This window comes from Streptomyces sp. NPDC014801, assembly GCF_043082085.1.
In the GTDB taxonomy this organism is placed as follows: domain Bacteria; phylum Actinomycetota; class Actinomycetes; order Streptomycetales; family Streptomycetaceae; genus Streptomyces.
Genome location: NZ_JBIBXG010000001.1, coordinates 174,965 through 188,846, shown reverse-complemented (window position 1 = coordinate 188,846; position 13,882 = coordinate 174,965). Strand labels below are relative to the sequence as shown.

The 13,882-nt window shown below is 72.4% G+C and carries 13 protein-coding genes and 1 tRNA gene; 8 read left to right on the top strand and 6 right to left on the bottom strand.

Annotation, left to right across the window (positions count from 1 at the left end; all coding sequences use genetic code 11):
- Positions 1 to 116 precede the first annotated feature (116 nt).
- From orn to ACF1AL_RS00860, 3 genes are all read left to right on the top strand, one after another.
- Positions 117 to 725: an oligoribonuclease gene (orn, locus tag ACF1AL_RS00870; protein WP_366834357.1), complete on the top strand. Its 609-nt coding sequence runs from the start codon at positions 117 to 119 to the stop codon at positions 723 to 725.
- Positions 726 to 837: 112 nt separating this feature from the next.
- Positions 838 to 910, top strand: a tRNA-His gene (locus ACF1AL_RS00865).
- A 74-nt stretch (positions 911 to 984) separates the two neighbouring features.
- On the top strand, positions 985 to 1,494 hold the full coding sequence (locus ACF1AL_RS00860; RefSeq protein WP_391694491.1) for a GNAT family N-acetyltransferase: 510 nt from the start codon (positions 985 to 987) through the stop codon (positions 1,492 to 1,494).
- A gap of 144 nt (positions 1,495 to 1,638) precedes the next feature.
- Here the strand turns inward: ACF1AL_RS00860 and ACF1AL_RS00855 are convergent, their stop codons facing one another.
- Positions 1,639 to 2,694 (bottom strand): LacI family DNA-binding transcriptional regulator, encoded by a 1,056-nt coding sequence (locus ACF1AL_RS00855; RefSeq protein ID WP_366834355.1) that lies wholly within the window; start codon positions 2,692 to 2,694, stop codon positions 1,639 to 1,641.
- A gap of 322 nt (positions 2,695 to 3,016) precedes the next feature.
- On the opposite strand from ACF1AL_RS00855, the gene ACF1AL_RS00850 reads away from it, so the two are divergent.
- The 4 genes from ACF1AL_RS00850 to ACF1AL_RS00835 all read left to right on the top strand — a co-directional run bounded on the left by ACF1AL_RS00850 (position 3,017) and on the right by ACF1AL_RS00835 (position 7,842).
- Positions 3,017 to 4,354 carry an extracellular solute-binding protein gene (locus tag ACF1AL_RS00850; protein ID WP_366834354.1) on the top strand — a complete coding sequence of 446 codons (1,338 nt, stop codon included), beginning with the start codon at positions 3,017 to 3,019 and terminating at the stop codon, positions 4,352 to 4,354.
- Positions 4,351 to 5,382 (top strand): sugar ABC transporter permease, encoded by a 1,032-nt coding sequence (locus ACF1AL_RS00845; protein ID WP_366834353.1) that lies wholly within the window; start codon positions 4,351 to 4,353, stop codon positions 5,380 to 5,382. Before ACF1AL_RS00850 ends, ACF1AL_RS00845 begins: the two co-directional genes overlap by 4 nt.
- Complete coding sequence (locus tag ACF1AL_RS00840) at positions 5,379 to 6,275, top strand: carbohydrate ABC transporter permease (protein ID WP_366834352.1); 897 nt, start codon at positions 5,379 to 5,381, stop codon at positions 6,273 to 6,275. The genes ACF1AL_RS00845 and ACF1AL_RS00840 overlap by 4 nt, the downstream gene beginning before the upstream one ends.
- A gap of 121 nt (positions 6,276 to 6,396) precedes the next feature.
- Positions 6,397 to 7,842: a GH1 family beta-glucosidase gene (locus tag ACF1AL_RS00835; RefSeq protein ID WP_391825245.1), complete on the top strand. Its 1,446-nt coding sequence runs from the start codon at positions 6,397 to 6,399 to the stop codon at positions 7,840 to 7,842.
- Positions 7,843 to 7,853: 11 nt separating this feature from the next.
- On the opposite strand, the gene ACF1AL_RS00830 is transcribed toward ACF1AL_RS00835, so the two are convergent.
- The 3 genes from ACF1AL_RS00830 to ACF1AL_RS00820 form a co-directional block, all read right to left on the bottom strand.
- Positions 7,854 to 9,320, bottom strand: a complete 1,467-nt coding sequence (locus ACF1AL_RS00830) for a cellulose binding domain-containing protein (RefSeq protein WP_391825244.1) — start codon at positions 9,318 to 9,320, stop codon at positions 7,854 to 7,856.
- Positions 9,321 to 9,514: 194 nt separating this feature from the next.
- Positions 9,515 to 10,891 carry a sensor histidine kinase gene (locus ACF1AL_RS00825; protein WP_391694476.1) on the bottom strand — a complete coding sequence of 459 codons (1,377 nt, stop codon included), beginning with the start codon at positions 10,889 to 10,891 and terminating at the stop codon, positions 9,515 to 9,517.
- Positions 10,888 to 11,577 carry a response regulator transcription factor gene (locus tag ACF1AL_RS00820; protein WP_391694473.1) on the bottom strand — a complete coding sequence of 230 codons (690 nt, stop codon included), beginning with the start codon at positions 11,575 to 11,577 and terminating at the stop codon, positions 10,888 to 10,890. The genes ACF1AL_RS00825 and ACF1AL_RS00820 overlap by 4 nt, the downstream gene beginning before the upstream one ends.
- Positions 11,578 to 11,707: 130 nt before the next feature.
- Here ACF1AL_RS00820 and ACF1AL_RS00815 point away from each other — a divergent pair, with 130 nt between their 5' ends.
- A complete protein-coding gene (locus ACF1AL_RS00815) occupies positions 11,708 to 12,235 on the top strand; it encodes a hypothetical protein (protein ID WP_391825243.1) in 528 nt (175 codons plus the stop codon).
- An 18-nt stretch (positions 12,236 to 12,253) separates the two neighbouring features.
- Here ACF1AL_RS00815 and ACF1AL_RS00810 read toward each other — a convergent pair whose 3' ends face one another.
- Positions 12,254 to 13,123, bottom strand: a complete 870-nt coding sequence (locus ACF1AL_RS00810) for a spermidine synthase (RefSeq protein ID WP_384203677.1) — start codon at positions 13,121 to 13,123, stop codon at positions 12,254 to 12,256.
- A gap of 106 nt (positions 13,124 to 13,229) precedes the next feature.
- Positions 13,230 to 13,670 (bottom strand): hypothetical protein, encoded by a 441-nt coding sequence (locus ACF1AL_RS00805; RefSeq protein ID WP_366834344.1) that lies wholly within the window; start codon positions 13,668 to 13,670, stop codon positions 13,230 to 13,232.
- Positions 13,671 to 13,882: the final 212 nt, after the last annotated feature.

Below are 13,882 nucleotides of genomic sequence, written 5' to 3'. Positions count from 1 at the left end.
CGCGGGGAACTGCGCGACCAGCCCACCACCCACCCGCACCCGGCAACGACGCAGGAACCGTGGAGCCGCCGCACCGTCGGGGACCCACGCGCCCGCGTCCCCGTAAGGTGAGACACATGAACGATCGCATGGTGTGGATCGACTGCGAGATGACCGGCCTCTCGCTGTCCGACGACGCGCTCATCGAGGTGGCCGCCCTCGTCACCGACTCCGAGCTCAACGTGCTCGGTGACGGCGTGGACATCGTCATCCGTCCGCCGGAGCGGGCGCTGGAGACGATGCCGGAGGTGGTGCGTCAGATGCACACCGCGTCCGGGCTGCTCGACGAGCTCCCGAACGGCACGACGCTGCAGGACGCCGAGGAGCAGGTCCTCGCCTACGTCCGGGAGCACGTGAAGGAACCCGGCAAGGCCCCGCTGTGCGGCAACTCCGTCGGCACCGACCGCGGCTTCCTGCTGCGCGACATGCCCACCCTGGAGGACTACCTCCACTACCGCATCGTCGACGTCTCCTCCATCAAGGAGCTGGCCCGCCGCTGGTACCCGAGGGCCTACTTCAACAGCCCGGAGAAGAACGGCAACCACCGCGCCCTCGCCGACATCCGCGAGTCCATCGCCGAGCTGCGCTACTACCGCGAGGCGATCTTCGTGCCGCAGCCCGGCCCCGACTCCGACACCGCCAAGGCGATCGCCGCCAAGCACGTCCTGCCTGCTCAGCAGGGCTGACGGGGCCTCCCGAGGGGGCGCCGCGAAAGCCGTGCGCGAGCACCCCTTCGGACCCTGTACACTTTTTCTCGGCCGGTCGGGGAAACGAAAGAATCCCGAGCCGCCGGTCATGGTGGGTGTAGCTCAGCTGGTAGAGCACCTGGTTGTGGTCCAGGATGTCGCGGGTTCGAGTCCCGTCACTCACCCTGTGCAGTCAGCCGGTGACCTTCGCGCAAGGTCACCGGCTGACTGCGTTTCACCTCCGCTCCAGGAGCCGTCGTTGCCGTCGCACGCCGAACCCCTCGCCACCGCCCGCCTGGACCTCCTCCCGCTGCGGCCCGAGCACGCCACGGAGATGGCCGAGGTGCTGGCCGACCCCGCGCTGCACACCTTCATCGGTGGCGCACCGCTCGACCCGGCGGCCCTGCACGCCCGCTACACCCGCCTCGCCGCCGGCTCCCCCGACCCGGCCGTCGTGTGGTGCAACTGGGTGCTGCGGCTGCGGCAGGAGGACCGGCTCGTCGGTACGGTGCAGGCCACGGTGACCCCGGCGGCCGCCGAGGCCGAGATCGCCTGGGTGATCGGCACGCCCTGGCAGGGCCACGGGTACGCCGGCGAGGCCGCCCGCGCCCTGGTGGCCTGGCTGACCGGCCCGCCGGCCCCGATCCGCACGGTCGTCGCCCATGTGCACCCCGACCACCACGCCTCCGCGGCCGTGGCCCGCGCGGCCGGCCTCTCCCCCACCGACGAGGAACACGACGGCGAACGCCGCTGGCGCCTGGCCCTGTAGCCCACGGCGGGGAAACGGGACCCGGCCACCGCAGGAGCGCCCGCTCTCCAACGGGACCCGGCCACCGCAGGAGCGCGCCCGCTCACGACGGCGCCCGCGCCACCTGTACGGCGGCCCCGGGCGGCCGGCGCGGCCCGCGCGCCCTCACGACGAGGCCCGCACCACCAGTTCCGTCGCCAGGACGACCCGGCGCCGCTCCAGGCCCCGGGACACCGCCGGACGGCGATCCGCGATCTCCGTCAGCAGCAGATCGATCATCCGCCGGCCCATCTCCTGGATCGGCTGGCGCACGCTCGTCAGCGGCGGCTCCATGTGCCGGGCGATCGCGGAGTCGTCGTAGCCGACCAGGGCCACGTCCTCCGGGATGCGGCGCCCCGCCTCCCGCAGCACCTGCCGGGCGCCCGCGGCCGTCACGTCGGAACCGGCGAACACCGCGTCCACCTCCGGGCAGCGTTCGAGCAGCCGCGTCATGGCGCGCCGTCCGCCCTCCTCGGTGAAGTCGCCGGACTCGATGAGCCGTTCCTCGACCTCGCGCCCGGCGTCGCGCAGAGCGTCCCGGTAGCCGTCGACGCGCCGCTGCGCGCCGTAGACGTCGAGCCGTCCGGTGATGTGGGCGATGCGGGAGCGGCCGCGGTCGAGGAGGTGCTCGACGGCCTGGCGGGCCCCGCCGTAGTTGTCGGAGTCCACCGAGGGCAGGCTCTCGGCCGCCGAGCGCGGGCCGCTGATGACCGCCGGGATCTCCAGCTGGCCCAGCAGGTCGGGCAGCGGGTCGTCGGCGTGCACGGAGACCAGCAGCACACCGTCGACGCGGTGCGCGGCCAGGTACTGGGCGAGCCGCTGCCGCTCCCGGTCGTTGCCTGCGAAGATCAGCAGCAGCTGCATCTCGGTGTCGGTCAGCTCGGCGCCGACACCGCGCAGTATGTCCGAGAAGTACGGCTCGGCGAAGAAGCGGGTCTCCGGCTCGGGCACGACCAGGGCGATCGCGTCGGTGCGGTTGGCGGCCAGGGCGCGGGCGGCGGTGTTGGGGACGTAGCCGAGTTCGGCGACGGCGGCCTCGACGGCCGCGCGGGTGGCGTCGCTGACCCGGGGCGAGCCGTTGATCACCCGGGACACCGTTCCCCGGCCGACACCGGCGCGCGCGGCGACCTCCTCGAGGGTGGGCCGGCCCCCGCTCCGTCCCCGCGCTCCGTGGCCTGCCATGGGCTCCGCCTCCCGCCGTCGTCATCCCGCTGGCCTGGAATCTAACAGCCCGGCCACCGGAGGTGACCGGCCCGTGACATCATCAACGGAACTCCTGGTTCCAGTTAACAGCCCGATAACTGAACGCATTTCTCGGCGTCCGCTCCCTTGACACCCCCGCACGAAGCCACGACTCTTCAACACATCACCTGTGGGAGCGCTCCCACGGTACCTGACACATACATGTCCCGCACGTTCCCCGCCCGAGCCGCAGCGAGCACGAACGGGCCCAACACGATGCAGTTGGCCGGGGGGTCGGCACGTCAGGCAACAGGAGGACGCAATGCGCACGAGTACCCGCCGGTCCCACCGGCTGACGGCTTTGACGGCCGTCGCCGTACTGGCCACGGGACTGCTGGCAGGCTGCGCCAGCGACGACGACTCGTCGAGTGCCGACAACGGCAACGGCTCAGGCGGAGGGGGGAACTCCAAGGGCAAGATCACGCTGTCCGTCGGCACCTTCGGGGTCTTCGGCTACAAGCAGGCCGGTCTGTACGACGAGTACATGAAGCTGCACCCCGACATCGTCGTCAAGGAGAACGTCACCACCAAGACCGACGTCTACTGGCCGAAGGTGCTCACCCGCCTGCAGGCCGGCTCCGGCACCGACGACGTCCAGGCCATCGAGATCGGCAACGTCACCGAGGCCGTCCAGACCCAGGCCGACAAGTTCGTCGACCTCGGCAAGGAGGTCGACAAGTCGCAGTGGCTGGACTGGAAGAACGCCCAGGCCACCACCAAGGACGGCAAGCTGATCGGGCTCGGCACCGACATCGGACCGATGGCGGTCTGCTACCGCAAGGACCTCTTCGCCAAGGCCGGCATCGAGACGGACCGCACCAAGCTCGCCGCGCTGTGGAAGGGCGACTGGAACAAGTACGTCGACCTCGGCAAGCAGTACATGAAGAAGGCGCCGAGCGGCACCAAGTTCGTCGACTCCGCCTCCTCCGTGTACAACGCGGTCCTCGGCGGCGAGACCGAGCGCAACTACGACAAGGACGGCAACGTCGTCTACGACAAGTCCACCGGCGTGAAGAAGGCCTGGAACGCCGCCATGGGCGTGGCGACCAGCGACATGTCGGCCAAGCTGAAGCAGTTCGACAAGCCGTGGGACCAGGCGTTCGCCAACGGCACCTTCGCCACCGTCGCCTGCCCGGCCTGGATGATCGGGTACATCCAGGAGAAGTCCGGCCCGGCCGGCAGCGGCAAGTGGGACGTGGCGGCGGCCCCGACCGCGGCCAACTGGGGCGGCTCCTTCATCGGCGTGCCGAAGGCGAGCAAGCACCAGAAGGAGGCCATCGAGCTGGCGAAGTGGCTGACCGCGCCCGAGCAGCAGGCGAAGGTCTTCGCCAAGCAGGCGAGCTTCCCGTCCGCCCCGGCGGCGTACGCGGGCCTGAAGCCGCAGCCCGACACCCTCGCGTACTTCTCGAACGCGCCGCTGACGCAGATCTTCTCCGACGCGGCCAAGACCATCCCCGCGCAGCCGCTCGGCCCGAAGGACAAGCCGATCGACACCGCGATCTGCGACATCGGCATCGTCCAGGTGGAGCAGAAGGGCAAGACGCCCGAGCAGGGCTGGGACGCGGCCACCAAGGAAGTCAAGGACGTGCTCGGCCAGTGACCAGCTCCAAGCAGGCTCTCGCGCACCCCGCGTCGAGCGCCGAGGCCGCGCCCGGCTCCCAGCCGGGCGCGGCCCGGGGCGCTCAGGGTCGCGGTACGCGGCCGTCCGGGAACGGTTCCTGGCGCAGCCGGCTGTACCGCTGGGACATGAAGGCCGCGCCGTACGCCTTCATCTCCCCCTTCTTCGTGATCTTCGGCGCCTTCTCGCTGGTGCCGCTGCTGTACACCGCCTGGTACTCGCTGCACCACGTCCAGCTGTCCAACCTGGACGGGCAGAGCTGGGCGGGCCTGGAGAACTACAAGTCCCTGCTGTCGTCGGAGTTCTTCTACAACGCGCTGGAGAACACCTTCACCATCGGGCTGATCTCCACCGTGCCGCAGCTGGCGGCCGCGCTGTGGCTGGCGCATCTGCTGAACTTCCGGCTGCGCGGCTCGACCGTGTGGCGCGTGGTGATGCTGACCCCGTACGCCACCTCGGTGGCGGCGGCGACGCTGGTGTTCGCGCTGCTGTTCTCGCCGGAGAAGAACGGCATCGTCAACTGGGCCCTGGATCTGGTGGGCGTGGGCCCGGTCGACTGGCACGAGTCCGACTGGGGTTCGCAGTTCGCGGTGTCCTCGATCGTCATCTGGCGGTGGACGGGCTACAACGCGCTGATCTACCTGGCGGCGATGCAGGCGATCCCGGCGGACCTGTACGAGTCGGCGGCGATCGACGGCGCGAACCGCTGGCAGCAGTTCCGCAACGTCACGATCCCGATGCTGCGGCCGACGATCCTGTTCACCGTCGTCGTCTCCACCATCGGCGCGACCCAGCTCTTCGGTGAGCCGCTGCTGTTCGGCGGCGTGAGCGGCTCCAAGGGCGGCTCGGAGCACCAGTTCCAGACCCTCGGCCTGTACATGTACGACCAGGGCTTCATCATCGGCAACCTCGGCAAGGCGTCCGCGATCGCCTGGTCGATGCTGCTGATCCTGCTGGTCGTCGCCGCGATCAACCTGCTGGTCTCCCGACGGCTGAGGAAATCCCAATGACCACCAGTGACCTGACCCTGCCCCGGACGACGGCGTCCGGCAAGTCCCCGCGCCGCCGGGTGATGGGCGCGGGCAAGCAGCTGCACGCCGGCCCGGTCACCTATGCCGTGCTGGTCGTGTTCGCGCTGGTCTCGCTCGCCCCGCTGGTGTGGACGGCGATCGCGGCCTCGCGCACCAACACGCGCCTGGCGCAGACCCCGCCGCCGCTGTGGTTCGGCGGGAACCTGTTCAAGAACCTCCAGACGGCCTGGGACCAGGCCGGCCTGGGCACCGCGATGCTGAACACGACCTTCGTCGCGGCGACGATCACGGCCGGCACGGTGCTGTTCTCCACGCTGGCCGGGTTCGCCTTCGCCAAGCTGCGGTTCCGTTTCTCCACCACGCTGCTGCTGCTCACCATCGGCACGATGATGATCCCGCCGCAGCTGGCCGTCGTACCGCTGTATCTGTGGATGACCGACCTGCACTGGGCGAACCATCTGCAGACGGTGATCCTGCCGACCCTGGTCAGCGCCTTCGGTACGTTCTTCATGCGGCAGTACCTGGTGCAGGCGCTGCCGACCGAGCTGATCGAGGCGGCGCGGGTGGACGGCGCGAGCAGCCTCCGGGTCGTGTGGCACGTCGTCTTCCCGGCGGCCCGCCCGGCGATGGCCGTGCTGGGGCTGCTGACGTTCGTGATGGCCTGGAACGACTTCCTGTGGCCGATCATCGCCCTGAACGGCGACAACCCGACCGTGCAGGTGGCCCTGAACCAGCTGGGCACCGGTTACATCCCCGACGACTCGGTGATCATGGCGGGCGCGCTGCTGGGCACGCTGCCGCTGCTGCTGGCCTTCCTGCTGTTCGGCAAGCAGATCGTCGGCGGCATCATGCAGGGCGCGGTCAAGGGCTGACCGCGCGGACGTCCTGCGGGGGCCGGGTCACCGCCGCCTCGGCCCCTCCTCGCCCCTTCTCCTCACCCGTCGGTCTCCATGACCACCAAGGTCTTCCACGACCACCTTTGGGAGCGCTTCCATGTCTGTTTCCGTGAACGCCGTGAACCCGGCGCCTCCGGTGACGTTTCCGCCCGGCTTCCTCTGGGGCGCCGCGACCTCCGCGTACCAGATCGAGGGGGCGGTCCGGGAGGACGGCCGCACCCCCTCGATCTGGGACACCTTCAGCCATACGCCGGGCAAGACGGCCGGCGGCGAGACCGGTGACATCGCTGTCGACCACTACCACCGCTTCCGCGAGGACGTGGCGCTGATGGCGGAGCTGGGCCTGAACGCCTACCGCTTCTCCGTCTCCTGGCCCAGGGTGCAGCCCACCGGCCGCGGCCCGGCCGTCCAGCGCGGCCTGGACTTCTACCGCCGGCTGGTGGACGAGCTGCTCGCCCACGGCATCAAGCCGGCCGTCACCCTCTACCACTGGGACCTGCCGCAGGAGCTGGAGGACGCGGGCGGCTGGCCGGAGCGGGACACCGCCTTCCGGTTCGCCGAGTACGCCCACCTCGTCGGCGAGGCGCTCGGCGACCGGGTGGAGCAGTGGATCACGCTGAACGAGCCGTGGTGCGCCGCCTTCCTCGGCTACGGCTCCGGCGTGCACGCGCCCGGCCGCACCGACCCGGTGGCCTCGCTGCGCGCCGCGCACCATCTGAACCTGGCGCACGGCCTGGGCACCACGGCGCTGCGGTCGGTGATGCCGGCCCGCAACCAGGTGGCGATCAGCCTCAACTCCTCGGTGGTGCGGCCGCTTTCGCAGGAGCCCGCCGACCTCGCGGCCGCCCGCCGCATCGACGACCTGGCCAACGGCGTCTTCCACGGCCCGATCCTGCACGGGGCGTACCCGCGCACCCTGCTGGAGGCCACCGCCTCGCTCACCGACTGGTCCTATGTCCGAGAGGGCGACCTGGCGGCGATCCACCAGCCGCTGGACGCGCTCGGGCTGAACTACTACACGCCCGCCCTGGTCTCGGCCGCCGACCCGAACGCCCCGGCGCCGCGCGCCGACGGCCACGGCGCCAGCGAGCACTCCCCCTGGCCGGCCGCCGACGACGTGGCCTTCCACCAGACGCCGGGCGAGCGCACCGAGATGGGCTGGACGATCGACCCGACCGGCCTGCACGAGCTGATCATGCGCTACTCGCGCGAGGCCCCCGGGCTGCCGCTGTACGTCACCGAGAACGGCGCCGCCTACGACGACAAGCCCGACTCGGACGGCCGGGTCCACGACCCGGAGCGCATCGCGTACCTGCACGGGCATCTGTCGGCGGTGCGCCGCGCGATCACCGACGGCGCCGATGTGCGCGGCTACTATCTGTGGTCCCTGATGGACAACTTCGAGTGGGCCTACGGCTACGGCAAGCGCTTCGGCGCGGTCTACGTCGACTACGTGACGCTGGCCCGGACCCCGAAGTCCAGCGCCCTGTGGTACGGCGAGGCGGCCCGCACCGGGTCCCTGCCGCCGGTGCAGGCCGTCTGACCGGCCGAGGGTCAGTTGTAGGCCGCGAACGCCTTGGAGAAGGCGGACGGGTCCTGGGCGATGGAGCTGCAGGTGGCGTCGGCGGAGGGCTTGGGGCCGCCGGCGCAGGCCTTGTCGCGGGTGGCCGACCACATCGACAGCCAGCCCAGGCCCTTGGACTTGGCGAAGTTCACCAGCTGGGTGGCGTCGTCCACCTTGAAGACCTCGGAGGAGACGTCGTTGACGCCGATCATCGGGGTGACGGCGACCGCCTTCCAGGCCGCGCTGTCCGACAGGCCCAGCACCCCCTTGATCTGGGCCTGGGTGGCGGTCGCGGCCTGCTCGGCGTAGGTGCCCATGTCGCCGCTGTAGGCGGGGCCGTAGTCCATCGCCATGATGTTGACGGTGGAGAGCCTCACGCCGTTGGACCGGGCGTTCGCGAGCAGGTTCACGCCGTCCTGGGTGAGGCCCTCGGGCATGACCGGCAGGGTGAAGGAGACGTCCAGGCCGGGGTGGCTCTGCTGGAGCTTGGCGATGGCCTGGGCGCGGCGGGTGTTGGCGGCCGTGTTCGGCAGCGCGCCGCCCTCGACGTCGAAGTCGACCTTGGTGAGCTTGAAGGCGTCGACGGCCTTGCCGTAGGCCGCCGCGAGCGCGTCGGCGGAGGAGCAGGACGTGGCGAGTTCGGTGCCGGAGGCGCCGCCGAAGGAGACACGGACGTCGCCGCCCTTGGCGCGCAGGGCGCCGATCTGGCCGGCCACGGCGTCGGCGGTGAGGTCGGTGACGCCGCCCCACTTGGGTGTGCAGCCGCCGCCGTCGGTGACGAAGGCGAGGTTGTAGTTCTTCACGCCGGTCGCGTCGGCGTTCCCGAGCAGGTCGAACGCCGGGTAGAGGGAGGTGTCGACGTAGGGCGCGAAGCCGGCGGAGGTCTGCGTCCCGGTGCCGCTGGTGGGGGTCGGGGAGGCGGTGGGGACGGCGGTCCGCGTGGGCTCGGCGGTCGGCGTGGGGGTGGCCGTGGGCTTCTGGGTGGGCGTCGGTTCCTGGGTGGGGCGGCCGCTGGGCTCGGGGGTGGCGCCGCCGTCGGCGGAACACGCGGCGCCGTCGATGCGGCAGCCGGCCGGGTCCGCGGTGCCCTCCACGACGAAGCCGACGGTGGCCGACTCGCCCGCCTTCAGGCCGTCGGTGTCCCACTTCGGCGGCTTCACGGTGACGTGCTGTCCGCTCACCGTCGACTCGCCGTTCCACAGCGAGCCGAGCCGGGCCCCGGCCGGCAGGTCGAACTCCAGGGTCCAGGTCTTCTCCGCCTGGCCGCTGTTGTTGGTGACGACGTACTGCGCGGTGTAGCCGGTCGACCAGGTGCTGGTCTTGGTGTACGCGGCGTTCACGCCGGCCGCGTTCGCCGTGCCGGTGAGCAGGATCGCGCCGCCGGCGGCCACGGCCGCCGCCACCAGGGCGCCTATCGCCTTGTTCCTGCTGCTGATCCTGCGCCGGTGCGTGCTCATGCGTGCCTGCCTTCGCTGTTCACGGGGGGTGTGGTGCGGCAGCACGCTAGCGAGCCGGAATCGGACAAACGTCCTGATACAGACGAGCGTCGGCGTTCTTAGGGTGCGCTTAAGGAAGGGATCGGGGACGGTTAAAGGTCGAGACCAATTTCGGGTGCTTCGGCGGTTCGGGAGGTGAGGGTCCGGTAGTGACGTCAGCGGGGGACGAGCCGCCGGCGCCGCCGTACGCTCCCCCGGTGGCCGCGGCGGCCGGGCGTGCCCCGGCGGCCGTCCAGCTGGATCCAGATCCGCACCTCCGTGCCGCCGAGCACGGAGGACCCGATGCGCACGTCCCCGCCGGTGGACTCCGCGAGGCGGCGCACGATGTCCAGCCCCAGCCCGGTGGAGCCGTCGCTGCCCGAGCCCTGGCCGCGGGCCATCGCCGCCTGCGGGTCGGGTATGCCGGGCCCGGCGTCGGAGACCAGCACGATCACCGCGTCCTCGCCGTTGTGCACGTCGACCGCGAAGGCCGTGCCCTCCGGGGTGTGCCGGAAGACGTTGCCGAGCAGGGCGTCCAGCGCGGCGGCGAGGTCGGCGCGGGCCACGGGTATGCGCACCGGGCGGTCCACACCGGCCAGCCGCCACTTGCGGCCCTCGTCCTCGGCGAGCGCCGACCAGAACTCCATCCGCTCCCGCACGACTTCGGCCGCGTCACAGCCGGCGCCGGGACCCGCGGCCGCGGTCTGCGGCTTGGCCTCGCGCGCGGTGCGGATGATGGTGTCGACCTCGCGCTCCAGCTGCGCCACGGCCGCCCGGGTCTGCTCGGCGGCGGGCGTGTCTCCGAGCGAGGCCGCGTTCAGCCGCAGCACGGTCAGCGGGGTCCGCAGCCGGTGCGACAGATCGGCGGCCAGCTCCCGCTCGTTGGCGAGGAGCTGGACGACCTGGTCGGCCATGGAGTTGAACGCGACCGCCGCGAGCCGCAGTTCCGTCGGCCCCTCCTCCGGCACCCGCGCGCCGAGCTGCCCCTCGCCCAGGTCGTGCGCCCCCTCGACCAGCCGCCGCGCGGGGCGGACCATCCTGACGCCCAGCCGGTCGGCGACCGCGACGGAGCCCACGACCAGCGCGATCCCGACCCCGGCGAGCACCGCCCAGGCCGTGCCCACGCCGTTGCTGACCTCGGCCTCCGGGACGTACACCTCGACCACGACCGTGCCGAGGCTGAGCGCGACGGGCTGCAGCAGCACCGAACCGCCGGGCACCTGGGCGGTGGAGGCGCGGCCCAGTCTGCGCACCGCCTCGATGTCCTGGGCGGTGGCGCGCCGCCGGCCGAGGTCGAGGGCGGGCTTGCCGTCGCCGGCCGGCAGGTGGATCGCCATGCCGTCGTCCGTGCCGGCGGAGGCGACGACCCGCTCCAGCTGCTCGCGGTCGGTGGTGATGGACAGCGCGGGCACCACGACCGCGGCCTGCCGCTCGGCATTGGAGAAGGCGCGGTCGCGGGCCAGCTCCTTGACCACGAGGCCGAGCGGAACGGCGAAGGCGACCACGACCATCGTGGTGACCGCCAGGCACACCCGCACCAGCGCCCACCTCATCGCGGGGGCTCCAGCTTCACCCCGACCCCGCGCAGGGTGTGCAGATAGCGCGGGTTGGCGGCGGTCTCGCCCAGTTTGCGGCGCAGCCAGGACAGATGGACGTCGATGGTCTGGTCGTCGCCGTAGGACTGCTGCCAGACCTCGGCGAGCAGTTCCCGGCGGGGGACGACGACGCCGGGACGGCCGGCCAGGAAGGCGAGCAGGTCGAACTCGCGGCGGGTCAGGTCCAGGCGTACGCCGTCCAGTTCGGCCTGGCGGCGCAGCGGGTCGACGGTGAGCCCGCCGACGCGCAGCACGGTGGAGTGCGGGGCGTCCGGGGCGCCGGCGCGGGCCCGGCGCAGCACGGCGGACATCCGCGCCGACAGGTGCTCCGGGGAGAACGGCTTGGTGAGGTAATCGTCCGCGCCCGCGTTCAACAGCCGTACGATCTCCGCCTCGTCGTCCCGGGCGGTGGCGATGATGACGGGCACGTCGGTGATGCCGCGCAGCATCTTCAGCGCCTCGGAGCCGTCCAGGTCGGGCAGTCCGAGGTCCAGGATGACGACGTCGAAACCGAAATGGGCGACCTCGCGCAGCGCCTCCAGCGCCGTGCCGACGCTGCGCACCGTGTGGGCGGCGTCGGTCAGATGCCGGATGAGCGCCGAGCGTACGAACTGGTCGTCCTCGACCACGAGCACACTTGCCATGCGCCGCACCGTACGCCATGCGCCGGACGCCGGCGGGGAGCTGTGGACAACTCCGCGCCTGGGGACAACCCGGTGCCCTCTGGGCCGGAACCGTGCGACGGGAGTGACCGGTGAGGCAGTATGGCCCGCGATGCGCAGAGGACTCGTTCACGTACTGGCGTGGTCGCTCGCCACGGGCGCGGCGGTCACGTTGTCGTGGTGGGGCGTGCACACGGTGATGGCGGGCACCGCGTACGACCCGCCGCGCGCCCTGCCGATCACGGCGGCGAAGGCGACCACGCAGGACGCCCGGCCGGGGGTGTCCGCGACGGCCCGTCCGGCGTCGCCGACCGCGCGCCCGACGACCCCGTCGCCGTCCGCCACGCCCTCGCCGAGCCGGCGTTCGCCCACCGCCTCCCCCACCCCGTCGACCCCGCCGCCGTCCTCGTCCGCCTCGGGGCACATCCGCAGCTACGACTCCAAGGGCGGCCGGGTGGTGTTCGACATCGGCCCGTCCGACGCGTCCCTGGTGTCGGCCACCCCGAACTCCGGCTGGTCGATGCAGTGGTGGAAGACGGAGTCGTGGATCCGGGTGGAGTTCTCCTCGGGAGCGGACCGGGTGTCGGTGTTCTGCACCTGGCACGACGGTCCGCCGCGGGTCGAGGTGGGCACGTACTGAGGCTCGGCGCCCCGCGGTTCAGCGGAACACCGACGGCGGTGGTGCCGGGGAGGCGACCGCGGCCGCGTCCGTGACGGGGGCGGCGCCGCCGGTGAAGTCCCGCAGCGCCTTGCCGTGCTCGACGCGGGCGGGGTGCGGGTCGGAGGCCGCGCGACGGGTCAGCTCGGGCACGGGCAGCGGCAGGTCGGAGGCGACGAGCACCGCGTTGCCGAAGCGTTTGCCGCGCAGCACCGCCGGGTCGGCGACCAGCGCGAGCTCGGCGAACCGGGCGGCGGCGGTGGCGATCTGGCCGCGCAGATGGGCCAGCGGCGGGCCGTCGGTGAGGTTGGCCGCGTACACGCCGCCGGGCCGCAGCGCCCGCCGCACCTCGTCCAGGAACTCCACCGAGGTGAGGTGGGCGGGGGTGCGGGCGCCGCTGAAGACGTCGGCGACGACGAGGTCGGCCCAGCCGTCCGGCACCTTGCCGAGGCCCTCGCGGGCGTCGGTCGCGCGCACCCGGACGCGGGCGCCCGCGTCCAGCGGCAGCTCGCGCCGGACGAGCCGGACGAGGGCCGCGTCCCGCTCGACGACCTGCTGGGTGGAGCGGGGGCGGGTGGCGGCGACGTAGCGGGCGAGGGTGAGGGCGCCGCCGCCCAGGTGCACGGCCTGGACCGGCTTGCCGGGCGGGGCGGCGAGGTCGACGACATGGCCGAGGCGGCGCTGGTACTCGAAGGAGAGGTACGCCGGGTCGTCGAGGTCGACGTGCGACTGCGGGGCGCCGTCGACCAGCAGCGTCCAGGCGCGCGCCCGGTCCCGGTCCGGCACCAGTTCGGCGGTCCCCCCGTCGACCTGCTCCACGACGGCCTCGGGCGCGGCCTGCCGGCGCCGGGGGTTCCTGGACTTGCCCATCCCGCCATTATCGGCCGCACGGGGGACGACCTCGCTCACGCGTCCGAGGTCGGGCGTCCGAGATCAAGCATCCGAGGTCAGGCGTCCGGCGCCACGGTGGCGGCCGTCAGCGGCAGCTGTCCGCCGCCTCGATCAGGCGGGCCGCCTCGCCCAGGGCGCGGCGCAGCACCGCCGGGTCGGTCGCCCGGTCGTCGCCGCCCGGCGGGAGCAGCCAGTCGGAGCCCTCCACCGGCGGCTCGGGCGCCAGGCGCAGACCGCGGCCGTCGGTGCCGGTGCAGGTGCTGCCGGGGACGTCCCAGCCGGCCGCGGTGCCCGGCGGCACCAGGAAGCCGAGGGTGTCGCCGCCGCCGTCATGCAGGACGGGGCCGACGGCGTCCGAGGCGCCGCGCCGCAGGATGTCCACCGCCTCCAGGCCCTGCCGGGCCGGCACGGTGACGAGGTCGCACGCCCCGCCCGGCAGGGCGCCGCCGTCCGGTCTTGGTGCCCCCGCCGCCGGCGGGGCGCCCGGTGACGTACCCGGTGCGATGCTCTGGCTGGTCGTCTCCATCCCGGCCTCCACCACGGAATTCCCCAACGCCTCTTGTGGCCTGCTGCGGCCCACCGGGTTCAACGCGCCGGTGCGTCAAGGGCTACGGCGGAAGTCCGCCGCAAAGGATGGCAGTTCATGGCAGATCGTGGGTGGGATATCCGGTTTGTAGCCAAACACAGCGTGGCGGACCGGTCACAGCAGGTACGTTCTTGCCGCCGGACAACAGGGTG